Annotated in this window: 23 protein-coding genes; 14 read left to right on the top strand and 9 right to left on the bottom strand. The window is 71.5% G+C overall.

The window, feature by feature from the left end:
• The first annotated feature begins 114 nt into the window (after nt 1–114).
• Nucleotides 115–1,734, top strand: coding sequence for an ABC-F family ATP-binding cassette domain-containing protein (locus LUX31_RS06805; protein WP_235473869.1), 1,620 nt, complete (start codon nt 115–117; stop codon nt 1,732–1,734).
• A gap of 66 nt (nt 1,735–1,800) precedes the next feature.
• Nucleotides 1,801–2,034 (top strand): DUF6158 family protein, encoded by a 234-nt coding sequence (locus LUX31_RS06800; RefSeq protein ID WP_235473868.1) that lies wholly within the window; start codon nt 1,801–1,803, stop codon nt 2,032–2,034.
• An 89-nt stretch (nt 2,035–2,123) separates the two neighbouring features.
• Here the strand turns inward: LUX31_RS06800 and LUX31_RS06795 are convergent, their stop codons facing one another.
• The 3 genes from LUX31_RS06795 to LUX31_RS06785 form a co-directional block, all read right to left on the bottom strand.
• On the bottom strand, nt 2,124–2,684 hold the full coding sequence (locus LUX31_RS06795; RefSeq protein ID WP_235473867.1) for a type 1 glutamine amidotransferase domain-containing protein: 561 nt from the start codon (nt 2,682–2,684) through the stop codon (nt 2,124–2,126).
• A 42-nt stretch (nt 2,685–2,726) separates the two neighbouring features.
• Nucleotides 2,727–3,128 carry a DUF2795 domain-containing protein gene (locus LUX31_RS06790; protein ID WP_235473866.1) on the bottom strand — a complete coding sequence of 134 codons (402 nt, stop codon included), beginning with the start codon at nt 3,126–3,128 and terminating at the stop codon, nt 2,727–2,729.
• Between the two features lie 71 nt (nt 3,129–3,199).
• Entirely contained in the window at nt 3,200–5,038 is a 1,839-nt protein-coding gene (locus LUX31_RS06785; RefSeq protein WP_235473865.1) for a thiamine pyrophosphate-requiring protein, read from the bottom strand.
• A 238-nt stretch (nt 5,039–5,276) separates the two neighbouring features.
• On the opposite strand from LUX31_RS06785, the gene LUX31_RS06780 reads away from it, so the two are divergent.
• On the top strand, nt 5,277–6,071 hold the full coding sequence (locus tag LUX31_RS06780) for an RNA polymerase sigma factor SigF (RefSeq protein WP_235473864.1): 795 nt from the start codon (nt 5,277–5,279) through the stop codon (nt 6,069–6,071).
• Here LUX31_RS06780 and LUX31_RS06775 read toward each other — a convergent pair.
• Nucleotides 6,052–7,245 carry a GAF domain-containing protein gene (locus LUX31_RS06775; RefSeq protein WP_235473863.1) on the bottom strand — a complete coding sequence of 398 codons (1,194 nt, stop codon included), beginning with the start codon at nt 7,243–7,245 and terminating at the stop codon, nt 6,052–6,054. The two genes, LUX31_RS06780 and LUX31_RS06775, sit on opposite strands and share 20 nt — an antisense overlap.
• Nucleotides 7,246–7,312: 67 nt before the next feature.
• On the opposite strand from LUX31_RS06775, the gene LUX31_RS06770 reads away from it, so the two are divergent.
• The 4 genes from LUX31_RS06770 (at nt 7,313) to LUX31_RS06755 (ending at nt 11,559) form a co-directional block, all read left to right on the top strand.
• A complete protein-coding gene (locus LUX31_RS06770) occupies nt 7,313–8,053 on the top strand; it encodes an ANTAR domain-containing response regulator (protein ID WP_235473862.1) in 741 nt (246 codons plus the stop codon).
• Nucleotides 8,054–8,394: 341 nt separating this feature from the next.
• Nucleotides 8,395–9,120 (top strand): hypothetical protein, encoded by a 726-nt coding sequence (locus tag LUX31_RS06765; RefSeq protein WP_235473861.1) that lies wholly within the window; start codon nt 8,395–8,397, stop codon nt 9,118–9,120.
• 136 nt (nt 9,121–9,256) lie between these two features.
• Nucleotides 9,257–10,504, top strand: a complete 1,248-nt coding sequence (locus LUX31_RS06760) for an aminotransferase class I/II-fold pyridoxal phosphate-dependent enzyme (RefSeq protein WP_235473860.1) — start codon at nt 9,257–9,259, stop codon at nt 10,502–10,504.
• Complete coding sequence (locus LUX31_RS06755; protein ID WP_235473859.1) at nt 10,501–11,559, top strand: MBL fold metallo-hydrolase; 1,059 nt, start codon at nt 10,501–10,503, stop codon at nt 11,557–11,559. Before LUX31_RS06760 ends, LUX31_RS06755 begins: the two co-directional genes overlap by 4 nt.
• A 277-nt stretch (nt 11,560–11,836) precedes the next feature.
• Here LUX31_RS06755 and LUX31_RS06750 read toward each other — a convergent pair whose 3' ends face one another.
• Nucleotides 11,837–12,466, bottom strand: coding sequence for a DedA family protein (locus tag LUX31_RS06750; protein WP_235473858.1), 630 nt, complete (start codon nt 12,464–12,466; stop codon nt 11,837–11,839).
• Entirely contained in the window at nt 12,463–13,239 is a 777-nt protein-coding gene (locus LUX31_RS06745) for an MBL fold metallo-hydrolase (RefSeq protein WP_235473857.1), read from the bottom strand. Before LUX31_RS06745 ends, LUX31_RS06750 begins: the two co-directional genes overlap by 4 nt.
• Before the next feature lie 124 nt (nt 13,240–13,363).
• Here LUX31_RS06745 and LUX31_RS06740 point away from each other — a divergent pair, with 124 nt between their 5' ends.
• The 6 genes from LUX31_RS06740 (at nt 13,364) to dnaK (ending at nt 21,470) form a co-directional block, all read left to right on the top strand.
• Nucleotides 13,364–13,798, top strand: coding sequence for a hypothetical protein (locus tag LUX31_RS06740; protein ID WP_235473856.1), 435 nt, complete (start codon nt 13,364–13,366; stop codon nt 13,796–13,798).
• A 94-nt stretch (nt 13,799–13,892) separates the two neighbouring features.
• The gene (locus LUX31_RS06735) at nt 13,893–15,977 is read left to right on the top strand and encodes an alkaline phosphatase family protein (RefSeq protein WP_235473855.1); all 2,085 of its coding nucleotides are present in this window, start codon (nt 13,893–13,895) and stop codon (nt 15,975–15,977) included.
• Between the two features lie 151 nt (nt 15,978–16,128).
• Entirely contained in the window at nt 16,129–17,190 is a 1,062-nt protein-coding gene (locus tag LUX31_RS06730) for an ATP-binding protein (RefSeq protein WP_235473854.1), read from the top strand.
• Nucleotides 17,187–18,989: a vWA domain-containing protein gene (locus tag LUX31_RS06725; protein WP_235473853.1), complete on the top strand. Its 1,803-nt coding sequence runs from the start codon at nt 17,187–17,189 to the stop codon at nt 18,987–18,989. Before LUX31_RS06730 ends, LUX31_RS06725 begins: the two co-directional genes overlap by 4 nt.
• A 76-nt stretch (nt 18,990–19,065) precedes the next feature.
• On the top strand, nt 19,066–19,494 hold the full coding sequence (locus LUX31_RS06720; protein ID WP_235473852.1) for an OsmC family protein: 429 nt from the start codon (nt 19,066–19,068) through the stop codon (nt 19,492–19,494).
• Nucleotides 19,495–19,604: 110 nt separating this feature from the next.
• Nucleotides 19,605–21,470: a molecular chaperone DnaK gene (gene dnaK, locus LUX31_RS06715; protein WP_235473851.1), complete on the top strand. Its 1,866-nt coding sequence runs from the start codon at nt 19,605–19,607 to the stop codon at nt 21,468–21,470.
• Between the two features lie 102 nt (nt 21,471–21,572).
• Here dnaK and LUX31_RS06710 read toward each other — a convergent pair whose 3' ends face one another.
• The 3 genes from LUX31_RS06710 to LUX31_RS06700 form a co-directional block, all read right to left on the bottom strand.
• Nucleotides 21,573–22,388, bottom strand: coding sequence for an SAM-dependent methyltransferase (locus tag LUX31_RS06710; protein WP_235473850.1), 816 nt, complete (start codon nt 22,386–22,388; stop codon nt 21,573–21,575).
• A 92-nt stretch (nt 22,389–22,480) separates the two neighbouring features.
• Entirely contained in the window at nt 22,481–23,344 is an 864-nt protein-coding gene (locus LUX31_RS06705) for a helix-turn-helix domain-containing protein (RefSeq protein ID WP_235473849.1), read from the bottom strand.
• A 132-nt stretch (nt 23,345–23,476) separates the two neighbouring features.
• The gene (locus LUX31_RS06700; protein ID WP_235473848.1) at nt 23,477–24,322 is read right to left on the bottom strand and encodes a helix-turn-helix domain-containing protein; all 846 of its coding nucleotides are present in this window, start codon (nt 24,320–24,322) and stop codon (nt 23,477–23,479) included.
• Nucleotides 24,323–24,430: 108 nt separating this feature from the next.
• On the opposite strand from LUX31_RS06700, the gene LUX31_RS06695 reads away from it, so the two are divergent.
• The gene (locus LUX31_RS06695) at nt 24,431–24,736 is read left to right on the top strand and encodes a 4a-hydroxytetrahydrobiopterin dehydratase (RefSeq protein ID WP_235473847.1); all 306 of its coding nucleotides are present in this window, start codon (nt 24,431–24,433) and stop codon (nt 24,734–24,736) included.
• Nucleotides 24,737–24,747: the final 11 nt, after the last annotated feature.

Genomic DNA, 24,747 nt, shown 5'->3' with positions numbered 1-24,747 from the left:
GCGGGCCGGTGGGGGCTGGTCGCGCAGTTCCCCGCGCCCCTGTCGGGGCGCGTTTCCGTGGCCGGGTGTTTATGGGTTTGCCCGGGGTTGCCGTCCGCCCGCAGAATGCGGCCCATGGGACATCTCGAAGCAGCGCATCTTGAGTACTACCTCCCCGATGGGAGGGCGCTGCTCGGCGATGTGTCGTTCCGCGTCGGGGAAGGGGCCGTCGTGGCCCTGGTGGGGCCCAACGGGGCCGGGAAGACGACCCTGCTGCGGCTGATCTCCGGTGAGCTGAAACCGCATGGCGGGACCGTCAACGTGGGTGGCGGGCTCGGGGTGATGCGCCAGTTCGTGGGCTCCGTGCGGGACGAGACGACCGTACGGGACCTGCTCGTGTCGGTCGCCACGCCCCGTATCCAGGAGGCCGCCAAGGCCGTCGACGTGGCCGAGCACGGCATGCTGACCGTCGACGACGAGGCCGCCCAGCTGCAGTACGCGCAGGCGCTGTCCGACTGGGCCGAGGCGCGCGGGTACGAGGCCGAGACGCTGTGGGACATGTGCACCACGGCCGCGCTCGGGGTGCCGTACGAGAAGGCCCAGTGGCGGCTGGTGCGGACGCTGTCCGGCGGTGAGCAGAAGCGGCTGGTGCTGGAGGCGCTGCTGCGCGGCACGGACGAGGTGCTGCTGCTCGACGAGCCGGACAACTACCTCGACGTACCCGGCAAGCGGTGGCTGGAGGAACGGCTCGCGGAGACCCGGAAGACCGTTCTCTTCGTCTCCCACGACCGGGAGTTGCTCTCGCGGTCCGCGCAGAAGATCGTGTCCGTCGAACCGGGGCCCGCCGGTGCGGACGCGTGGGTGCACGGTGCCGGCTTCGCCACCTATCACCAGGCGCGTAGTGAACGGTTCGCACGCTTCGATGAGTTGCGCCGGCGCTGGGACGAGAAGCACGCCCAGTTGAAGAAGCTGGTGCTGAACCTCCGTCAGGCCGCTGAGAACAGCCCGGCCATGGCGTCGAGGTACGCGGCCTCCCAGACTCGGCTGCGCAAGTTCGAGGAGGCCGGTCCGCCGCCCGAGCCGCCGCGCGAGCAGGACATCACCATGCGGCTCAAGGGCGGCCGGACCGGCGTAAGGTCCGTCACCTGCAAGGGACTTGAGCTGACCGGGCTGATGAAACCCTTCGATCTCGAAGTCTTCTACGGGGAGCGGGTCGCCGTCCTCGGGTCCAACGGTTCCGGCAAGTCGCACTTCCTGCGACTGCTCGCCGGGGACACCGTGAACCACACGGGCGAGTGGAAGCTCGGCGCACGGGTCGTGCCCGGGCACTTCGCCCAGACGCATGCCCACCCCGAGCTGGAGGGCCGTACGCTCCTCGACATCCTGTGGTCCGAGCACGCGCAGGACCGGGGTGCGGCCAGTTCCCGGCTGCGCCGCTACGAGCTGACCGCGCAGGCCGAGCAGCGCTTCGACCGGCTCTCCGGGGGACAGCAGGCCCGCTTCCAGATCCTGCTCCTGGAGCTGGAGGGCGTCACCGCGCTGCTGCTGGACGAGCCGACGGACAACCTCGACCTGGAGTCCGCCGAGGCCCTCCAGGAGGGGCTGGAGGCGTTCGAGGGCACGGTTCTCGCCGTCACCCACGACCGCTGGTTCGCTCGTTCGTTCGACCGCTATCTGGTCTTCGGCAGCGACGGGCGGGTCCGGGAGACCCCGGAGCCTGTGTGGGACGAGCGGCGCGTGGAGCGGGCCCGGTAGCACACGAGGCCCGCGCGCCCGGTTCTTCGTACAGTGGAAGGACGCCACGACGAGCGGGGTGTCACCATGACCGGAGTCGACCCGAGCCGGCTGGACGACCAGCAGCTGATGCGCGAGCTGGAGACGATCCACCGCACACGCCACGACACGCTCCTGCACGGTTCGAACGACGCCCTGCGCACCCACAACGCGCGCATGGCGGGCCTGGAGGGCGAGTACCTGCGCCGCCACCCACGCCGCCCGATCACCGCGGGCCGCACCCGCGAGGGCGCCCGGGAGCGAGGCTGCACGGACGAATGAACATCGGTGTGAACTCCGCGCAGGACTCGTACAGTTCGAAGTAGCCGTACGCGCCCGTGCCCCGAGCTCGCCCGCCGTGACCGAGTCCGTCAGACAGCCTTCTCGCCGGCCACGGCGGACTTGTCGAGCTCGGACACGAGCGCCGCGCAGAACGCCTTCAGGTCGTCCGGTTTACGGCTGGTGATCAGGACGTTGGGCCCGTGGTCGCAGATCCGCACCTGCTCGTCGACCCACTCGCCGCCCGCGTTGCGGATGTCGGTGGCGAGGCTCGGCCACGAGGTCAGCACCCGGCCCCGGACGACGTCCGCCTCCACGAGCGTCCACGGGGCGTGGCAGATCGCGGCGACCGGCCGGCCCCGGTCGAAGAAGTCCCGTACGAACGCGACGGCACGCTCGTCCGTGCGCAGGAAGTCGGGGTTGGCCACCCCGCCGGGCAGCACGAGCCCGCCGAAGGACGCGGCCGGTACCTCGCCGACCACCTCCTCCACGGGAAATGTGTCCGCCTTGTCGAGGTGGTCGAAGGCCTGCACCCGGCCCTGTTTCGTCGACACGAGCACGGGTTCGTCGCCCGTGTCGGTCACCGCCTGCCAGGGCTCGGTCAGCTCGATCTGCTCGACACCCTCGGGTGCGGTCAGAAACGCGATACGCATGTCCTCGGTGTCCTTTCTCGGTTCGGCGGCCCGCCGCCGCGGTCACTTGTCGCGCGGGCGTGACTCCGGGCCGCCGCTCACGATCGCCTCGGCGAGCTTCTGCACGGAGGCGTAGCGGGCGTTCCTGGGGAGCCGCTCCAGGGGCTCGACCAGGGTGTCGGGGGCGTGGCCGGCGCGCAGGAGGCCGCGCAGTTCGCGCGGACCGGCCGGGAAGGACGTACGGCCCAGGAAGCGGGCCAGTTCGAAGCGCACCGTCTCCAGCCCGGCCGGGGAGCGGTCGGGGGCCACCGGGCCGCCCGCGATCGGCGGGTCGTCCTCGGCGGCGGGCTCCGGGTCGTGCCACTCCTCGGTACTGGTCGGGTGGCCGGACCTCAGCAGGCCCTGGACCTGGTGTTTCATCTCGTCGTCGCGATGGGCGCTGACACGGCCGCTGCCTTGCTGCATGACTGCCTCCAGCCTTCGGGGGTGTCCGCCGCGTACCCGAAGATCCGGTGCCGACACCCGACAGGACCACCTCATCGGTGCTTCTTCGGCCGGGTGCTCCCCGCGCGGCTCTCGCCGCCCCGATCCCGGCCCGGCAGGAACTCCTGGACCTTGGCCTTGAGGCCCTGGCGGATCATCGCGCCCCGGTCGGCGTCGCCCTTGAGGACGGCCGAGGCCGTCGCCTCCAACTGCTGCCAGGTGGCGTGCGGGGGCACCGGCGGGACGGCCGGGTCGGTGCGGAACTCGATCACCGCCGGGCCGTCGGCCTCAAGACCCGCCCGCCAGCCCGCCTCGACGTCCTCAGGCCGCTCCACCCGTACGCCGGTCAGGCCCAGGGAGCGGGCGAAGGCCGCGTACGGGATGTCCGGCAGCTCCTGCGAGGGGAGGAAGGAGGGAGCGCCCTCCATCGCGCGCATTTCCCACGTGACCTGGTTGAGATCCTGGTTGTTCCACACCCCCACCACCAGCCGTGGGTCCGTCCAGCGGTCGCGGTACTTCGCCGCGGTGATCATCTCCGCCAGCCCGTTCATCTGCATCGCCCCGTCCCCGACCAGCGCGATCACCGGCCGGTCCGGATGGGCGAACTTCGCGCCGATCGCGTACGGGACCGCGCAGCCCATCGTGGCCAGCGTCCCGGAGAGCGAAGCGCGCATCCCGGGCCGCATCGACAGATGCCGTGCGTACCAGTTCGCCGTCGATCCGGAGTCCGACGTGACGATCGCGTCGTCCGGCAGCAGCGGGCTCAGGGCCCGCGCCACGTACTCCGGGTTGATCGGATCGGCCGACAACGCGGCCCGCCGCTCCAGCACGTCCTGCCAGTGCACGACGTTCGCGCACACCGTGTCGTACCACTCACGGCCCCGCTCCGCCGTGTCCAGCAGCGGGATCAGCCGCTCCAGCGTCGCCTTGGCGTCGCCGACGAGGTTCACCTCGTACGGATAGCGCATCCCCACCATGTGCGGGTCGATGTCGATCTGGACGGCGCGCGCGTGGCCGTAGTCCGGGAGGAACTGGGAGTACGGGAAGGAGGAACCGATCGTCAGCAGGGTGTCGCAGTCGCGCATCAGCTCGTACGAGGGACGCGTGCCCAGCAGCCCGATCGCACCGGTGACGTACGGGAGTTCGTCGCTCAGCGCGTCCTTGCCGAGCAGCGCCTTGGCGACGCCCGCGCCGAGGAGTTCGGCGATCCGCTCGACCTCCGGCTGGGCGCCCGCCGCGCCCTGGCCGATGAGGATCGCGGGCTTGTCACCGGCGTTGAGGATCTCGGCGGCCCGGACCAGGGACTCCTGGGAGGGGACCGTCGTCCACGCGCTGCGGTCCAGGCTGGAGGGCACCATCTTGAACTCGTGCGTGGGCGCCGAGTAGTCGAGTTCCTGGACGTCGCCGGGGATGATGACCGCCGTCGGGGCGCGGCGCGCGTACGCGGTGCGGATCGCCCGGTCCAGGACGTTCGGCAGCTGCTCGGGCACAGTGACCGTCTCCACGAAGTTCGAGGCGACGTCCTTGAACAGGGAGTGCAGATCGACCTCCTGCTGGTACGACCCGCCCATCGCGCTGCGATGCGTCTGGCCGACGATCGCCAGCACCGGCACATGGTCCAGCTTGGCGTCGTACAGGCCGTTCAGGAGGTGGATCGCGCCAGGACCCGAGGTCGCCGCGCACACTCCGAGGCGGCCGCTGAACTTGGCGTAACCGACCGCCTGGAACGCGGACATCTCCTCGTGCCGCGACTGGATGAAGCGTGGTCGGTCCTCGGCCCGGCCCCAGGCGGCGAGCAGGCCGTTGATGCCGTCGCCCGGATACCCGAAGACCTGTTCCACACCCCACTCCCGCAGCCGCTGCAGGACCTGGTCGGCAACCTTGGTGCTCATGAGAACTCCCGGGAGCGGAGACGTACGAGTGGTTCTGTGCCGAGTCACCAGGTCCCGTCCCCGAAAACCTGTTTGGCGGGCATGGGGCGGGGCAGCCGCAACATCAGTGCTTCGGACAGGAGGCACGTCCGTGGGAGCGGTGTACCGCCGACCCGGGTGTGTCTGTCCGGGCTGGACGCGCGCTTCCACGGGGACCGTCCGTCCAACCCTGAGCACTCCGAGGGAGTTGCGTCGCATCATGCGAACCCAAGTGAGTCCGAAGCGTCATCCCCACCATGACGCCCCCGACACCGCCGAGTTGTTCCGCAAGCTCGCCGCCCTTCCCGAGGGCCAACAGCGCGACACCCTGCGCCAGAGGATCGTCGAGGCCTGGCTGCCCATGGCCGACCGGCTCGCGGGCCGCTTCCGCAACCGCGGCGAGAGCATGGACGATCTGCGCCAGGTGGCCGCGCTGGGCCTGGTCAAGGCCGTCGACCGCTACGACCCCGCACTCGGGAACGCCTTCGAGAGCTATGCCGTACCCACCGTCACCGGTGAGATCAAGCGCCACTTCCGGGACCACATGTGGACCCTGCATGTACCGCGCCGGGTCCAGGACCTGCGCAACCGCGTACGGTTCGCCTCCCAGGACCTGGCGCAGACCATCCCGGGCCGCAGGCCCACCGTCGCTGAGATCGCCGAGCACGCCAACATGAGCGAGGAGGACGTCAAGGTCGGCCTGGAGGCCCTGGAGAGCTTCACCGCGCTCTCCCTCGACGCCGAACTGCCCGGCAGCGAGGACGGATACTCCCTCAGCGACGCCCTCGGCGCAGCCGACCCGGCCCTCGACACCGTCATCGACCGCGAGGCCGTCAAGCCCCGGCTGCGGGCGCTGCCCGAGCGTGAACGCGACATCCTCTACATGCGGTTCTTCGGGGACATGACCCAGAGCCGTATCGCCGAGCAGCTCGGCATCTCCCAGATGCACGTCTCCCGCCTGATCAGCCGCTCCTGCAACCGGCTGCGGGACCAGGTCATGAAGGACGTCGCCTAGATCCGGAACGACCGGGTGATCCGTTGTCCTTGCGCGCCTTCTGCGGCAACTCACCCATAGCCAGGGCGATGTGACGGGACATCATGTCCATCGTCTGCGCCTCCGCCAGCGAGAACGCCGGCCGTGTGCCGCTGCGGAACAGGGTGAGCACGCCGTGGACGACGCCGTCGCGGGTCAGCGGTACGCACAGCAGGGACGTCACGTTCGCCTGGACCAGGACCGGTGCACCGGTCGCGTCGAGGCCGAAGGCGTCCGGATCGTCGGGGCGAACCCGCGGCGCGGGGGAGCCACCCCGCGCCGCCTCGACGACCAGCGGACAGTCGGCGGGATCCTGAGCCGCGACGCCGGCCGTGTCCGTCCCGGACGGCCCCAGCACGGTCGTACGGGACGGACGGGCGCCGCCCGTGTCGGCGATCACCCAGTCCGCGAACCGGCCGTGCAGCACCCCGGCCGCCCGCTCCAGAACCGTCTGCGGATCATGGGACGGGCAGGTCAGCAGGGCCGAGGTCATGGCGTCCAGGAGGTCCAGCAGGGTCGCGTGCCGGGTCGCCTCGGAGAGATCGGGGAGGGCCGCGGCCGGGTTCCCCGCCGGTTCGGGCCGGCTCGGCGGCAGACTCAGGTCCGCGGGCTGGAGCACCACCAGGACCGTGGCGCGGGGTTCGCCGTTCGGTCTGAGCCCGGTGAGGGTCGTGTGCACCGGTAGGGACGGGCGCTGCTGGAGCCGTACGGTGAGGCCCCGGTCGCCCTCGCCACGGGCCACCGCCGCGACCTGGGAGCGGAACGCGGCCCGGTCGGCGTGCACGAGGAAGCCCGTCAGCGGACGGCCCGTCGCATAGCCCGCGCGGGCGCCGGTGAAGGCCGTCGCCGCGGGGTTCAGGCGACGCACCACTGTCTCGCGGTCCGTCAACGCCACGGGCAGCGGGAGCTGTTGGAAGATCATCCGCAGCAACTGCTGGTCCTGACGGTCCCGTTGACCCGCGCCTGCGGAGGGCAGGGTCGACGACAGCCGCTCGTACCAGGGCCACAACTGGTCGGCCACATGGTCGAGTTCGAAGATGGCCGCGTCCAGGACGGTCGGGAGGTCGTCGGGCGGTACTGACCTCGCAGCCTTCAACTCGGCGACCCTGCGCACAAAATCCACAAGTTCCTCACCGAATTCATCAGTCTGCGCCATGACATGAACCTAACCCGTTTTCCTTGTGGACAAGCGGGCAGGCGCGGAAAAGAAGGAGGTGGGCGCGATGCCGGACAGCGATCAACTCGGCCACTGGGCAAGGGAGTCGACCGAATCGACCGTGCCCGGACGCAGACTGTCGGAGCTTGTCGAGCAGGCCGTCCGCTGCACCGCCGACTGCTGCGGGGCCAGCAGCATGGTGACCGAGACAGGCACCGGAACCGCACAGGAGACGGGTCCGGAACGCTCGGCCGCCGTCACCCATCCCGACCTCGCGGGCCTCGTCACCGTCCAGCTCCGCTCCGGCGACGGGCCCATCCCGGCCGCCCTCGAACGCGGTACGCCCGTCGACTCGGCCGACCTGTTGAACGAGCGGCGCTGGCCCGAGTACCGAGCCGTGGCGCTCGACTCGGGGGTCCGCTCCAGCGTCACGCTGCCCTTCCGGCGCTCCGGGCTGACGGTCACCCTCAGCCTCTACAGCTTCCGGCCCGGCACCCTGGAGGACGCCCCGCACGGTCCCGTACGGGCGCTCGGCGACCTCGCGGCCACCTGTCTGGTCCGCGACCGCTCCTACGGCGCCGCCCTCACCGAACTGGAGCAGCTCGGCACCGCCCTGCGCACCCGGCCCGTCGTCGACCAGGCGTGCGGCATCGTCATGCACGTCCTGGGCTGCGACGCCGACGACGCCTTCGGCATACTGCGCCGGATCTCACAGGCCACCAACCGCAAGCTGTCGGAGGTGGCGGCGCGTGTGGTCGCGCGGCGGGGGCGGGGCTTGGAAGGGGAGCTGGTCTCCCTGTCGAACTGACGGTCGGGTTGGGGGGTGGTGGTTGGGCGAGCGCGGGTGGGGGTGCGCGAGGGTCGGGCGGTGCTGGTGGTGCTGGTGGTGCTGGCACCGGCACTTACAGATGCCGGTCGGCACGGGTACATCCACAGGTCGGCAGCGCAGGTACGGGCCCCGGCGCAGGGAGGCGCGAGCAGGAACCGGCGGATGCGGTCGGCCACCGGCAGCGGGTGTGTCACCCGCTCGGGTGTGCGCGTCCCGCGAATGGTGTCCGGCCGCGCGCGCCCCACGCCCCGTCGGGCTGTCATGGGGATGCGGGGCATCACCCGACGTGCTCCGCAGCCGCCGCTCGAAGGAGCCCAGCCATGCGCCGCACCGCCCGTGTCCTGTCCGTCGCCGCCCTGGCCGGTGCCGCCCTGGGCATCGCGGCCCCGGCCGTGTCCGCGGACGCCGCCGGGGAGGTCAGCCCGGGCACCGTCGGCCCCGGCGGCACCGTCACCGTCTCCGTGGCCTGCGAGGCGACCGGCGGGACCCCGCCCGTGTCGATCGACGCGCACTCGCAGGGCTTCGAGCTGGGCACCGTCCAGCTCCAGCAGGTCCCCGGCACCGACGACCCGACGGCCGGCCCCGCCTACAGCGGCACCGCGAAGATCGCGCCCGACCTGACCTTCGAGGCCGACCAGAGCGCCGGCGCACCGGCCTCCGAGCTGTCCGCCGACGGTATGTGTCCCGGGCAGGCCGGTGGCCAGGGCAAGGCGTGGAAGGCGACGTTCACCGTCACGCGCGACGGCACCGGCACCTGCGCCACCCAGTCGCACGGCGTCGACACCCAGAGCGGCGGCTCCCTGACCGGCGACTTCCAGGGCTTGGGCACCTGCCCGACGCACACTCCCACGCACGTCCCCACACACGTCCCCACACACCCCTACGAGCCCACCCCCGCCCCGGTGCAGCGCGGGGTGGAGGCCGGTCAGGGCGGTGCGTTCACCGACTCGGTGCCCGCGCTGGTCGCCGGGGGAGTGCTGATCACGGGCGCCGCCGGGGCCGCCGTACACCGGCTCCGCCGCAGGAACACGTCCGCGCGCGGGTGACCCGGGATGCCGCCCGCGCCGTCCGCGCGGCCGGCCGAGGCAACCCGAGCGGGCTCCCATGGGTCCCTGTCACCGTGGGTACCAGCACCCACAAACAGCCACCAGGCACCGCACCAGCAACCGCGCGGAGGTACGCATGCGGCGGACGGACCCCCAGGGGCACGGCCCCGTCCGCTACGGCCCGCCGCTCCCCGGCGACGGACTCCCCGTACTGCCCGAACTCGCCGCCGTCCTCGCCGCCGCGGCCACCCGCCCCGACGCGCAGCCGACCGGCGGCGGCCCCGCGCTCCTCGACGCGGCCTGCGGCTACTGGGCCCGGCGCGGACTGTCCGCCGACCTCGACCGGGTGGCCGCGGCCCCCGGCGCCCCGGCCCTGCTGCTCGCACTGACCGCCGCGATCGGCGGCGACGTCCTGGTGCCCCGGCCCTGCGCGGCCTGGTGGGAGCCCCAGGTGCGGGCGTTGGGCAGATCCGTGTTCCATGTGGGCACGCCCGCCGAGTGCGGGGGCGTGCCGGACCCGTACGCCTTCCTGGAGACCGTACGGAGGGTGCGCGCCGAGGGCGGTGATCCCCGGCTGCTCGTCCTCTCCGTGGCCGACGACCCGACGGCGACCGTCGCCCCGCCCGAACTCCTGCACGAGACCGTCGAGGCAGCGGCGGCGGAGGGCCTGCATCTGGTCAGCGACGAGACCTGGCGCGACACCCTGCACCGGCCGCACGACACCGTGCTGCTCAGCCCGGCCGAGATGCTGCCCGACAAGGTCACCGTCGTCACCGACCTGTGCGGCGCGCTGCTGCCGCCGGGCTGGCCCGCCGCCCTCGCCCGCTTCCCCGCGAACGCCGAAGGCGACGCCCTACGCTCGCGCGTGCTCGACGTCCTCACCGCGCTCGACGCCCGGATCGCCGAACCGGTCGCCGCCGCTGCGGCCTACGCCCTCGGCGAGCCCGCCCCGGTCACCGAACGGCTCACGGCCGCCGTACGCCTGCACGCGCGCGTGGCCGTCGCCGTGCACCGCGCGGTGATCGCCGCGGGCTGTCTGGCCCGGCCCCCGCGCGCGGGCCGCCATCTGTACGTCGATCTGGGCCCCCTGCGGACCGCCCTCGGTGCCCACGGTGTCGGTGACGCCCAGGAGCTGGAGGACTTCCTCACCGCCCGGCTCGGGATGCCCGCGCCGGGCGGTCACCGGTTCGGGGACGACCTCGCGGCGCTGCGCGTCCGGCTGGCCACGGGCGCGCTGCTCGGCGACACGCCCGGGGAACGGACGCAGTCGCTCAGATCACCCGAACCGTTGGAACTGCCACACGTGCGACGCGCGTTGACCCTGATGGGATCGATCTTCGACGATCTCCGTGACGACGCTCAGCGACGGGAGCCTCCTCGATGACGCAGCAGTCCGAGTCGACCACGACCAAGAGCATCAGCACAGGCACAGGCACAGGCACAGGTACTGGTACTGGCACTGGCCCGACCACGACTCCTGAGGTGCTTCAGCCGCCGCACGGCGACCGGGTGTGGCCGCGTTCCTTCGCCGACCGCCTGACCGCTCCGCTGCCCGGCCTCCGGGGCATGGCCAGATTCGCCAGGGAGGGCGCGGTACGGCCGACGCCGGAAGGTCTCGCCGACATTCCGCGTCTGCCCTTCGAACCCGGCCCGCTGCCCCGCGTGGACGCGCGCACGGTCGCCGTCTCCTGGGCGGGGCACGCCAGTTGGGTGGTCAGGATCGGCGGGCTCACCGTCCTCACCGACCCGGTCTGGTCGCGCCGCATCCTGGGGACACCGGCCCGGATCACCCCCGTGGGCGTCGCCTGGAGCGCGCTGCCGCGTGTCGACGCCGTCGTCATCAGCCACAACCACTACGACCACCTGGACGCCCCGACGCTGCGCAGACTCCCGCGCGACACACCGGTGTTCGTGCCGGCCGGGCTCGGCCGCTGGTTCCGGCGCCGCCGGTTCACCCACGTCACCGAGCTGGACTGGTGGGAGACGGCCGAACTGGGCGGCGTCCGCTTCGACTTCGTGCCGGCCCATCACTGGTCCAAGCGTGGCCTCACCGACACCTGCCGCACCCTGTGGGGCGGGTGGGTGCTCACCGACCTGGACGGTCAGCGGGTCTACTTCGCGGGTGACACCGGGTACGGGCACTGGTTCGCCTGTATCGGGCAGCGGTATCCGGGGATCGACCTCGCGTTGCTGCCGATCGGTGCGTACAACCCCCGGTGGTGGCTCAGTGATGTGCACTGCGACCCGGAGGAGGCGGTGCAGGCGGCCGTGGACCTGGGGGCGCGCCGGATGGCTCCGATGCACTGGGCGACGTTCGTCCTGTCGGCCGAGCCGGTCCTCGAACCGCTGACGCGGGTACGGGCGGCGTGGGAGAAGGCAGGCCTGCCGCGAGAGGACCTGTGGGACCTGCCGGTGGGGGGTTCGCGGGTGCTGGCCTGAATTTTCCTCGCCCCCGCCGCCCCTACCCGTCCCATCCTTCTGGGGGCTGCGCCCCCAGACCCCCGCTGTCGGCCTGAACGGCCTCGTCCTCAAACGCCGGACGGGCTAAAAGATCCAGCCCCTCCGGCCTTTGAGGAGCGGAGTCCCGGAAGCGGGGTGCAGGGGACGCAGTCCCCGCCGGGGGTTCAGGGGCTGCGCCCCCTGACGGGGTCGAAGGGGCGGAGCCCCTGGGGATGGGACGGGTAGGGGCGGCGGGGGCGAGAACCGGGCCGTTCTCTCAGGCCGCCCCGCGGACCCCGCGCACCCGGCGCCACACACCCGGCGCCGCGCTGATCGTCAGGGTCAGGGCGACCGCCGCCACCACGCCCTCCCAGGGTTCGTCGAACAAGGAACCGCCCAGGACGCCGATCAGTTGGTACGTGGCCGCCCAGGCCAGGCAGGCCGGGACGTCGCCGCGGGCGAAGCGGCGTACCGGCCACTTCGCCATCAGGCAGGCCAGCATCACCGGGATGCGGCCGGCCGGTACCAGGCGGGAAAGGACCAGGACCGTCACTCCGTGCTCGCTCAGCCTCTCCTGGGCCTGGGCAAGGCGGTCCTCCGGGGCCCTGGACTCGATCGCCGCCAGCCAGCGCGAGCCGTTCTTCGAGCCCATCCCGCGCCGGCCCAGCCAGTACAGCGCCACATCGCCGAGGAACGCGGCCAGCGCGGCGACCGCGAACACCAAGGTCATGGCGAGCGGGGAGGTCTCGTGGAAGGCGACCACCGCCGCCGAACTCACCAGCGCCCCCGTCGGCACCACCGGCACCAGCGCCCCGATCAGCACCAGCAGGAACAGCGTCGGGTAGCCGATCGCCTGCCCGGCCGCCCCCTGCCCCGAGGTCGCCGCGCCGGCCAGGAGCACGTTCACGGCGCGACCTCCAGGCGCATGCTCTCCCCGTGCTCCAGCCGGTGCACCTCGACCGAGGGCGCACGCTCCGCCGCGAGGCGTACGAACTCCTCACCCGGCGAATAGAACTCGTGGGGGCGTACGGCGTCCATCCCGATCGGCCAGTACGTGCCGTAGTGCACCGGCACGGCGGTGCGCGGCGCCAGTCGGGTCAGCGCCTCGGCCGCCCGTTCGGCGTTCAGATGGCCCTCGCCGAGGTACGGGCCCCAGCCGCCCACCGGCAGCAGTGCCACGTCGACCGGCCCGACCTCCTCGGCCATCGACTCGAACAGGCCCGTGTCCCCGGCGAAGTACGTCCGCGCCTCGCCCTCGATCACGTAGCCGAGCGCGGGAGCCCGCTGCGGTCCGAAGTTGAGCCGCCGCCCGTCGTGCCGCGCAGACACGGCCCGTACGACCAGGTCACCGACCTTGGTGTGGTCCCCGGGGGCCACCTCCGTGATCCGCAGGTGCGCCAGGCGGCGCGTCAGGCCCGGCACCGCCTTCGGTGCGCCCCGGGGCACGATCAGGTGTGCGCCGGGCGCGAGGCGCGCGAGGGAGGGGACATGAAGGTGGTCGGAGTGAAGGTGGGAGACGAGCGCCACCTGCGCGCTCCATGCGCCGGGCGGCGGCAACTCGCCCCGTCGACGGCGCAGATGGGCGAGCCGGCGCACGAACAGGGGGTCGGTCAGCAGACGTACGCCCGAGTCCTCGACCGTACAGGTGGCGTGCCCCCACCACGTGATGTCCACCGGCACCCCTTTGCCTCCTTCGCGCGACTCCCCGAAGACTACGGGCAGGAGTAGGGTCGGCGGGAAACCCGGGGCGAGTGGGGAAAACCCTGAGGTGAACGGGGAAGCCCGGAGCTTTGAGGGGGACGCCATGGGACACGCGCACGCCGCCTCCGGCCTGCCCGGCCAGCCGCCGCGGGTCACCGCGATCGCCAGTCTGACGCCGCTCGAAGAACTCGACGAGGAGCCGTTCCTCGTCGACTCCCGAAGCCAGCACGCGATGTGCGCCCGCTGGGCCGCCGAACATGGGTATGTCGTCACTCGTGAGTTGCTCGTCAACAGTCTGCGTCCCGACCACTCCGCCCTCTGGGACGGCGTCGAACCCGGCCTCGACCTCTTCGTGGCGCCCAGCCAGCGGGTCCTGGAACAGGCGCTGACCTCGGTCGACGAGTTCACCGCCGAGTGCGAGCGGCGCGGGGTGCGGGTGGAGACGGTGGGCCGCGCGGAACCGTCGTACGACGCCCAGATGAAGGCCCGGGTGCACCGCCGGCTGTCCATGCCTACCGCCGGGTACGACGGTCGCTGATCCCGCACAGGGCACGCCGGGCCGCGCCCGCCCGTTGTGACAGGGTGGGTGCAGGCCCGCCACGGGGACGGGCCGGGACGTGAGGTGTGCGGGCGTGGGTGCGGGGCCTTGGCGGCGGATCGCCAGCCAGATCGGGCGGAGCGTCGCGGTGTGGGCCGTGTCGACGCTCACGATGCTGGTGCTCGCGGGCATCCTGCCGGACTTCCAGATCCGGAGCGACGACGGCGACAGCGCCACCCGGATCGCGATCACCGCGGCCATCGGTGCCGGCGCCTTCGGTCTGCTGTCGGCGCTGGCCTGGCCGGTGCTGGTCCGGCTGCTGCTGCTCGTGCCCGCCCTGGTCCTCGGCCTGCTGGTCTTCTTCCTCAACGGCTTCCTGCTGCTCGTCGCCCTGCGGCTGACCCCGGCCGACCGCCCCGAGGTGGCGCCGGAGACGGCGGTGGTGGTCGCCGCGGTGATGTCCGCCGTGGCCTCCGCGACGGGCGCGGCCCTGGCCGTACGGGACGACGACGCCTACCGCAGACGGCTCTACCGCCTCGCCGACCGACGTGGCACCGCACGGCCGCTCACGGGGCCCACGACGCCCGGTGTGGTGTTCCTGCAGCTCGACGGCGTCGGCCACGACGTCCTGGTGCGGGCCGTCGAGAAGGGGCTGATGCCGACCGTGGCGGGCCTGCTGGACGCCACCCACCGGCTCACTCCCTGGCGTACCGACTGGTCCAGCCAGACCGGCGCCAGCCAGCTCGGCATCCTGCACGGCACCAACCACGACATCCCCGCCTTCCGCTGGTACGAGAAGGACAAGGGCGAGGTCATGGTCTGCAACCGGCCCACCAGCGCCGCCGAACTCCAGCGCCGGGCCGTCGAACGCACCGGCGACGGCGGCCTGCTCACCGTCGACGGCGCCAGCCGGGGCAACCTCTTCAGCGGCGGCGCCGACCAACAGGCCCTCGTGCTGTCCATCGCGGTACGGCGGCGCGGCCGGGAGAACCGTTCCCGGGCGGGGTACTTCGCCTACTTCTCCGACCCCGCCAACGCCGTCCGCACCGCCCTGTCCTTCGTCGCCGAGGTCGGCCGCGAGATCGGCCAGTCGACCAGGGCCCGGATGCGGGAGATGCGCCCGCGCGTCGCACGCGGGGGCCTTTACCCCCTGGTCCGCGCCTTCGCGACCGTCGTCGAGCGGGACGTGGTCGTCGCCGCTGTGATGGGCGACATGCTCGCCGGGCGCACCGCCGTCTACGCCGACCTGGTCGCGTACGACGAGGTCGCCCACCACTCCGGACCGCACAGCCGCGACACGGAGAAAGTCCTCCAACGCCTCGACCGTTCCCTCGCGTTGATCGCGAACGTCGCCGAACACGCCCCGCGCCCGTACCGGATCGTCCTCCTCTCCGACCACGGACAGAGCCCCGGCGAGACCTTCCGGGGACGGTACGGACTCACCCTCGGCGACCTGGTCCGGGCCGGCTGCGGGCTCCCCGTGTCGCGCAAGGCACAGCGCACCCACAGCGGGGCCGAGGCACGGGCCGCCGTACGCGCCGCGCTGCGCAGGCCCGTCGAGGAGAACGGCGGCCGGCACGTGCCCACGGGCCGTAACTCCGAACCTCTGGTGCTCGCCTCCGGCAACCTCGGCCTGATCTCCTTCCCGGACGTGCATCACCGCATGACCAAGGAGGAGATCGACGCCCGCCACCCCGCGCTGCTCACCACCCTCGCCAACCATCCCGGCGTCGGCTTCGTCCTCGTCCGCAGCGAGGAGCACGGCGGAGTGGTGCTGGGCGCCCACGGCGCGGAGATCCCGGTGGACGAGTTGGACGAGCCGGACGGTGAACACCCCGGTCCGCTGGCCGACTTCGGGCCCGGCGCGGCCGACGCGGTCCGCCGTACGCACTCCTTCCCGCACACCGCCGACATCATGGTCAACTCCTGGTACGACCCGGCCGAGGGCGAGGTGCTCGCCTTCGAGGAGCAGATCGGCTCGCACGGCGGGCTCGGCGGGGCCCAGGGCAGGCCCTTCCTGATGGCGCCGGTCGCGCTGTCCGCCGCGGTCGAGGAGGGGGAGGAACTGGTCGGCGCCGAGCACATCCACCGCGTACTGCGCCGCTGGCTGCGCGAGTGCAACGGTCCGCAGGTGCCCCTGGAGGCGCCCCGGGATCCGGGGGACCAGCGGGCGGCCTGAGTCGGGGCAGTCGTGGTGGCCGGGGCAGCCGTGCCAGCAGGGCCGCCGAATAATCGGCTGCGCCCACGCGCCTCCGTACCCACACTGTTCGTACCGGACCCCGCGCTGTCGCGCGCACTCCGTCCTCTACGAACCCCCTGGAGTTTTCTGTATGCAGGCTGCCGTCACCGTCACTCCCGCCCGGATTCCGGAGCTGCTGCTCGGTCTCGCGACCGTGCGGCCCGTGTTCCTCTGGGGCGCCCCCGGCATCGGAAAGTCCTCCCTGGTAAGGGAGTTCGCTCAGGCGCTGGGACTGGAGTGCGTCAGCCTGCTCGGTACACAGCTGGCGCCGGAGGACCTGATCGGCGTACCGCAGATCCGCGACGGGCGGTCCGTGTTCTGTCCGCCGGAGGCCATCGCCCGTGACGAGCCGTACTGCCTGTTCCTGGACGAGCTGAACGCGGCCACGCCCGACGTCCAGAAGGCGTTCTACTCGCTGATCCTGGACCGCCGTATCGGCAACTACGAGCTGCCGAAGGGCTCGATCGTGATCGGCGCCGGCAACCGCGCCACCGACAACGCCCTCGCCCGCCCGATCGCCTCCGCCCTCGTCAACCGCCTCGCCCACGTGCATCTTGAGGCCTCGCCGAAGGACTGGCTGGTCTGGGCCGCGAACAACGACATCCACCCGTGGGTCGTGGACCACCTCACCGACCGGCCCGACCACCTCTGGTCCAAGCCGCCGAAGACCGAGGAGCCCTTCTCCACGCCCCGCTCCTGGCACATGCTCTCCGACGCCCTGCACTCCTTCGGGCCCGCGCTCGACGAGGAGACCCTGAAGGTGATCGCGCACGGCGCGCTGACACCGACGCACGCCACCGCGTTCTGCGGGTACGTCAAGATCGTGCGCAGCCGGTTCGGCATCGACGCGATCATCAAGGGCGACGCGCGCTGGCCCCACCGCATCGAGGACCGCGACCTGCTCTACTACCTCGCCGAGTCGTTCCGCGGGCGCCTGGTCAAGGAACTCCCCGTCAGCAAGGGGCACATGTCGCCCAACGGCCGCGAGGCCGCGTACCGCGCCAAGTCGCTGCTCGTGCAGCTCGCCGAGATCTCGGTGGAGGTCGCGCAGAGCGTCATCGCCGCCGACGCCGACGGCAACCCCCTGCTGCCCGCCTGGTTCCTGGTCGAGGCGGCGCGGGACATGCCCCGGCTGGTGGAGGCGCGTCGGTGAGCCGGGCGCGCAAGCAGGCGCAGAAGAAGAAGGACCTCGCGCGGGAGGCGTACGAGGCCGGGCTGGCCCTCGTACGCGCCAACCCGGCGCTCGGCTCGGTGGACTTCGTCACCTGCCGGAACGAGGACTGCGTCCTCTCGCCCCGAGACGGACTGGTGTGTGTCGACTCGGACGGCGTGCTGCACGTCCACCCCACCCGGCGCGCCGAACCGGCCGAGTGGGCGTGGGCGGTCGCCCACGGTCTCATCCACCTCGGTTTCGGGCATGTCCCGGCGGCGAAGGGCGACCGCGTCCAGCCCGACCGCTACGACATCGCTGCCCGCTGCGTCGTTGTCAACCGCTTCCTGCTCGGCTTCCCGGTCGGCACCGCCCCCGAACTCCTGCCGCACGCCTACCCCGACGGCGACGAGGAGCAACTGGCCGCCCGCTGGCGGCGCGCGGGCTCGATCCCGGTCGCGTTCGAGCGCTGCGGTACGGCGGGCAGCGAGCCCGACCAGTGGCTCGAACCGTACGACAAGTGGGCCCCGGCGGTCCCCGACTGGCAGCTCGCCTTCGCCTCCGCCCTGACCCGCACCATGGCGACGGCGATGGACGTGGCCGGCGGCCGACGCGAGTCCATGTCCGACGACGCTGCTCGACTGCGGCCCTGGGAAAAGGCGTTGAGCTGGTTCGTCACCTCCTACCCGCTGCTCGGCGGGATCGCGGCAGGCATCAAGCTCGTCGCCGACCTCGAACTCGTCCACGCCCACGGCATCTCCGTCGCCGCCGTCAACGCGGAGGCGGGCGAGATCTACATCAACCCGCTCTGCCAACTGGACGACGAGGAATGGCGGTTCGTCCTCGCCCACGAGATGCTGCACGCCGCCCTGCGCCACGGCGACCGCTGCGGCACCCGCGACCCGTACCTCTTCAACGTCGCCTGCGACTACGTCATCAACAGCTGGCTGACGGAGATGGACGTCGGCACCGCGCCCCAAGGGCTGCTGTACGACGTCGAGTTGAAGGGCCTCTCGGCGGAGGAGGTGTACGACCGGATCGCGACCGACCTGCGCCGGATGCGCCGCCTGTCCACCCTGCGCGGGAAGGGTGCCTGCGATGTGCTGGGCAGCCCGCTCGGCTCACCGCGCGACTACGTCGACCTCGACGAGTTCTACCGGCGCGGTCTCGGCCAGGGGCTGAACCTGCACGAGCAGCAGGAACGCGGGTACCTGCCCGGCGGGTTGGTGGAGGAGATCCGCGCGCTCAATCATCCGCCGCTGCCCTGGGACGCCCAACTCGCCCGCTGGTTCGACGAGTTCGTGCCCCGCCCGGAGCCCGTACGGTCGTATGCGCGCCCCTCGCGCCGGCAGTCCTCCACGCCCGACATCCCGCGCGCGGGGCGGTACTTCCCGCCCGAGGAGATCGCCCGCTGCACCTTCGGCGTGGTCCTCGACACCTCCGGGTCCATGGACCGCACGCTGCTCGGGAAGGCGCTGGGCGCGATCGCCTCGTACGCCGGCGCACGGGACGTACCGGCGGCGCGCGTCGTGTTCTGCGATGCCGCCGCTCACGACGCGGGCTATCTGCCGGTCACCGAGATCGCCGGGCGGGTCCGGGTGCGCGGGCGCGGCGGGACGGTGCTCCAGCCCGGCGTCGATCTGCTGCACCGGGCCGACGACTTCCCGCCGGGGGCGCCCGTGCTGGTGATCACGGACGGCTGGTGCGACGTCCTGCGGGTGCGGCGTGAGCACGCCTATCTGATTCCGCAGGGCGCTCGTCTGCCGTTCACCGCACGTGGGCCGGTCTTTCGCGTGCAGTGAGCCGGAAGTGGGCCGGAGTGTGATCGGATGGGGGGTACGAACCCCGGCATCGGGATCACACGCGAAAGGAAGAACCGTGGCTACCACGCGCTCTGCACACACCGTCTGGGAAGGCAACCTGCTGGAGGGCAGCGGCGTTGTCACCTTCGACTCCTCCGGAGCCATCGCCGAGCAGCCCGTGACGTGGGCGTCGCGCGCCCAGGACGCGAACGGCAAGACCAGCCCCGAGGAGCTGATCGCCGCCGCCCACTCCAGCTGCTTCTCGATGGCGTTCTCGCACGCCCTCGCCGGCGCCGGGACCCCGGCCACCAAGCTCACGACCTCGGCCGACGTCGTCTTCCAGCCGGGTGAGGGCATCACCGGCATCCACCTCACCGTGGAGGGCACCGTGCCCGGCCTCGACGAGGACGCCTTCGTCGCCGCCGCCGAGGACGCCAAGGAGAACTGCCCGGTCAGCAAGGCCCTGACCGGTACGACGATCACCCTGTCGGCCAAGCTCGCCTGACGTTCGTCGGGAGTTTTTCACGCCCCCTGCCGCGCCCCTCGATGTCCGAGGTGCGCGGCATCGTCGTTTCCGGGTACCTCATAGGAGGGATCCGGAGGAAGGGGACAGCTATGGCGCGTGCGGTCGGGATCGATCTCGGGACCACGAACTCGGTGGTGGCCGTTCTGGAGGGCGGTGAAGCCACCGTCGTCGCGAACGCCGAGGGGGCGAGGACCACGCCGTCCGTCGTGGCCTTCGCGAAGAACGGCGAGGTGCTCGTCGGCGAGGTCGCCAAACGGCAGGCCGTGACGAACGTGGAGCGCACGGCCCGCTCCGTCAAACGCCATATGGGCGACGGGGCCTGGCGGTTCCCGGAGCAGGGTTCCGTGGACGGCACCCGCTACCGCGCCCAGGAACTCTCCGCGCGCGTCCTGCAGAAGCTCAAGCGGGACGCGGAGGCCTATCTCGGCGAGGACGTCTCGGACGCGGTGATCACCGTCCCGGCGTACTTCGACGACGCCCAGCGCCAGGCCACCAAGGAGGCCGGGGAGATCGCCGGCCTGAAGGTGCTGCGGATCATCAACGAACCGACCGCCGCCGCCCTCGCCTACGGCCTCGACCGGGGCGAGGAACAGACCGTGCTCGTCTTCGACCTCGGCGGCGGCACCTTCGACGTGTCGCTCCTGGAGATCGGCGACGGCGTCATCGAGGTCAAGGCGACCAACGGCGACACCCAACTCGGCGGCGACGACTGGGACCAGCGGATCGTCGACCACCTCGTCAAACGCTTCAAGGGGCAGCAGGGCATCGATCTCGGCAACGACAAGATGGCGCTGCAACGGCTGCGCGAGGGCGCCGAGAAGGCGAAGATCGAGCTGTCGAGTTCGTCCGAGACGACCGTCAATCTGCCCTACATCACCGCCTCAACGGACGGGCCGCTGCACCTTGAGGAGAAGCTGACGAGGGCTCAGTTCCAGGAACTGACGGCTGACTTGCTCGACCGCTGCAAGACTCCCTTCAGTCAGGCGATCAAGGACGCGGGGGTGAAGCTCGCCGCGATCGACCACGTGATCCTGGTCGGCGGCTCGACCCGGATGCCCGCCGTCACCGAACTGGTCAAGGAACTCACCGGCAAGGAACCGCACAAGGGCGTCAACCCGGACGAGGTCGTCGCGCTGGGCGCCACCCTCCAGGCGGGTGTCATCCGCGGCGACGTGAAGGACGTACTGCTGCTCGACGTCACCCCGCTGTCCCTCGGTATCGAGACCAAGGGCGGCATCATGACCAAGCTGATCGAGCGCAACACGACCATTCCGACCCGGCGTTCGGAGATCTTCACGACGGCCGCCGACAACCAGCCCTCGGTCGGCATCCAGGTCTATCAGGGCGAGCGCGAAATCGCCGCGTACAACAAGAAGTTGGGCGTCTTCGACCTCACCGGGCTGCCGCCGGCGCCGCGTGGCGTGCCGCAGATCGAGGTCGCCTTCGACATCGACGCCAACGGGATCATGCATGTCTCGGCGAAGGATCTCGCCACCGGGCGCGAACAGAAGATGACCGTCACGGGCGGCTCGGCGCTGCCCAAGGACGACATCGACCGGATGATGCGGGAGGCGGAGCAGTACGCCGACGAGGACCGTCGGCGTCGGGAGTCGGCCGAGACGCGTAATCATGCGGAGCAACTCGTCTATCAGACCGAGAAGTTCGTACGGGACAACGAGGAACGGGTTCCTGCGGAGGCGAAGGCGGAGGTTGGCTCGGCTGTTGCCGAGGTGAAGGGGTTGCTCTCCGAGGAGGCCGACATCAGTGCGTTGCGGGCTGGGGTCGAGAAGCTTGCCGCTGTCAGTCAGCGGATGGGGCAGGCGATGTATGCGCAGGCTCCTCCTCCTCAGCAGGAGGACGGGTCTTCTGCTGAGGAGGAAGGGGTTGTGGACGCGGAGATTGTTGATGACGAGCGGGAAGCGGGGGGTGGTGACGGGAAGGGGCGGGGGGTGTAGGTGCGTTGCGGGGTGCGGGTGCGTTGTGGCTGGTCGCGCCCACGCGGCGGAGCCGCACATCGATACAGCCCCGCGCCCCTGAAGGAAGCGCTCCGCGCTCCTTCAGGGCTTGCGGGCCACCCCTGCGTACACCGGCACGATGCCCTCTGCCTGGGCCGCTACGTCCTCCGGTTCCGGGCGCCAGCCGTAGACCGGGATCACGCCGGGGCCGAGTAGTTCCAGGCCGTCGAAGAAGTGGTGGAACTCGGTGAGGGGGCGAGGGAAGAAGGGGGTGCCGCTGCGGCGGAAGTGTTCGGTTGCCTTGGCTATGGCCTCGGGGCTGAGGTCCGGGGTGACCTGGGAGAGGATCAGGTAGCTGCCTGGGGCGAGTGCGTCGACGTATGTCTTGACGAGGCCGTGGACGTCGTCGCCGTCGGGGCCGTCGCTCAGGTAGTGGGTCAGCGCGACCAGTGACAGTGCGATGGGCCGGGTGAAGTCCAGGGACTCGGCGGCCAGGCCCAGGATCTTCTCGGGGTCGCGGGCGTCGGCGTGTACGTAGTCGGTGGTGCCCTCGGGCGTGCCGCGCAGGAGGGCTTGTGCGTGCCGCAGGACGATCGGGTCGTTGTCCGCGTACACCACCTTGGACTCGGGGGCGACGCTCTGGGCCACCTGGTGCAGGTTCGGCTCGGTGGGGATGCCCGTGCCGATGTCCAGGAACTGGCGGACACCGGCCTCGGCGGCGACACGCGTCGCCCGCTGCATGAACCGGCGGTTGGCGCGTGCGCCCCGCAGCACCGTGCCGTCCGCGGCGAGGATCTTCCGGGCCAGTTCCTCGTCCACCGGGTAGTTGTCCTTGCCGCCGAGCCACCAGTCGTAGACCCGGGCCGGGTGCGGTCTGCTGGTGTCGATACGGGGGGCTGCGTCCTCGGGTCCGGTCATGCCGTCTGTGCTCCTGAGTCCTGGGTCCTGGGTCATGGCTGCGGTTCGCGTGAGGGGGTGGGGTGGGGGGACGTGGAGCAGGTGCTGTGGGGTCAGTAGCCGTCTCGGTACTCGGCGATGATCTCTTTCGTGCGCTGGGCCGACGCAGCGCCCGCCGTCATGTGGTCCAGCACCTCCAGGTGCGCGGCGACCTCGCGGCGGGAGTCCAGATAGAGCGCACCGGTCAGGTACTCGGTGTAGACCATGTCGGGCAGTTCGGGCTCGGCGAAGCGGAACAGTTCGAAGGGCGCCGACGTACCGGGATGCGGGCCGTCCCTGAACTCGGCGACCTGGATGGTGACATGGCCGCTCTCCGACACGTCGAGGAGCCGGTCCAGCTGCTCGCGCATGACCTCGCCACGGATGCTCACGGGCCGGCGCAGTACCGTCTCGTCGACGATCACCCAGAGGTGGGGCGGGTGTTCGCGGGTCAGCAGCTTCTGCCGGGCCATCCGCAGCGACACATGCCGCTCGACCGCCTCGGGGCCCGTCTGCCCGACCGTCCCGGCCTCCATGACGGCACGCGCGTACTCCGGGGTCTGCAACAGGCCGGGCACGAAGTGGGGTTCGTACGACCGGATGAGCCGGGCGGAGCCCTCCAGGCTCACATGCATACTGAACCAGTCCGGCACGACATCGGCGAACCGCTGCCACCAGCCGGGCTCGTTCGCCTCCTCGGCGAGGTCGACGAAGACGGACGCCTCGTCCTCGGGCACGCCGTACGCCGTCAACAGCGCATGGACGTACGGGATTTTGAGGGCGACCTCGGCCATCTCCATCCGCCGTACGGTCGCCGAGGCCACCCGCAGAACCCGCGCGGCCTCTTCCCGCTTCAGCCCGGCCGCCTCGCGCAGCTCCTGGAGCCGTCTCCCGAGCACCACTTGGCCCACGGTGGGCGCAGCCCGCCGCTCACTCACGCCACGCCTCCCCTACGCGCCGAAGTACAGCGAGCAGTGTGTCACGTTCCGCTGCCGCCTCGACAGGTTCGAGCCATGGAGAAGCGGCGCACTCCGGTCCGGAACCCAGGCTTCCCCATGCCGGGGTCACCGTCAACTCATCATCGAGTGCAGGTACTTGACCGTCGCCGGGTCGGCCGGGAGGAGCGTCTCGATGGCCAGCTCGGCGACGGTGATGTCCATCGGGGTGTTGAAGGTGGAGATCGACGAGATGAAGGAGAGCAGCCGGCCGTCGTGCTCGATCCGCATCGGGAGGGCGAGCTGGGGCACGGGGTCGGTTGTCCGGTCCGTCGGGGTCTCCTCCTGCTCCGGTACCGGGTACGCGGCGACCTCGTCGTACAGCGCGCGCAGCGGCGGTGAGCGGTGCAGGGCTATCTGGCGTTCCATCTGGGCCAGCAGGTGCCCGCGCCACTCGCGGAGATTGCGGATGCGCGGGGCGAGGCCCTCCGGGTGCAGGGTCAGGCGCATCGCGTTGATCGGCGGCGTGAGCAGGGACTCCGGGAGGCCGTCGAGCAGCATCAGGATGCCCCGGTTGGCGGCCATGACGTTGTACGTGGCGTCGACGACGAACGCCGGATAGGGCTCGTATCCCTGGATCAGCCGCTCGACGCCGTCGCGCAGGGATTCCAGCGCCGGGTCGTCGAGGGGGGTCTCGCGGTAGCGCGGGGCGTAACCGGCGGACAGGAGAAGGGCGTTGCGTTCCCGGACCGGGACGTCCAGGTGCTCCGCGAGCCGCAGGAGCAGTTCCTCGCTCGGGCGGGAGCGGCCCGTCTCCACGAAGCTGATGTGGCGGGCGGACGAATCGGCCCGCAGCGCCAGTTCGAGCTGACTGACGCGCCGCCGCTCCCGCCAGGCCCGCAGCAGCGGGCCGACTCCCTCGTACGCCGTGTCCACGGGGCTGCTGGGGCGGGCGGTGTCGCCGGTGGGGACCCTGGTCATACGGGCACGGTAGCCGAGAGGCCGGCCGGTACCCTCCTGACCTGGGCTGGAAGGCGCGGACTGTGGCACGCTGGGAGAGCACGCCACCATCGTGGAAGGAGCGTGGTCATGGCTGTCGAACCGCTGTCGCAGAAGGAGATCGAGGACCGGCTGGCGGAACTGCCGGGCTGGTCGCTCGACGGAGACCGGATCGCCCGCTCCTACCGCCTCGGCTCGCACTTCGCGGCGGCGGCGCTGGTCCTCCACATCGCCCAGGTCCAGGAGGAACTGGGCCACCACTCCGACCTCACCCTCGGCTACAACACGGTGTCACTCACCGTGAACACCCACAGCGTGGGCGGTGCCGTCACGGACCTCGATTTCGAGCTGGCCCGCAGAGTCGAGGACCTCGCACCGGGGCACGGGGCGAGCTGACCGGGCCACAG

It is taken from the genome of Streptomyces sp. GQFP, assembly GCF_021545335.1.
GTDB lineage: Bacteria > Actinomycetota > Actinomycetes > Streptomycetales > Streptomycetaceae > Streptomyces.
Note: the sequence above shows the minus strand (reverse complement) of the source record. Positions and strands in the feature narration are given on the sequence as shown.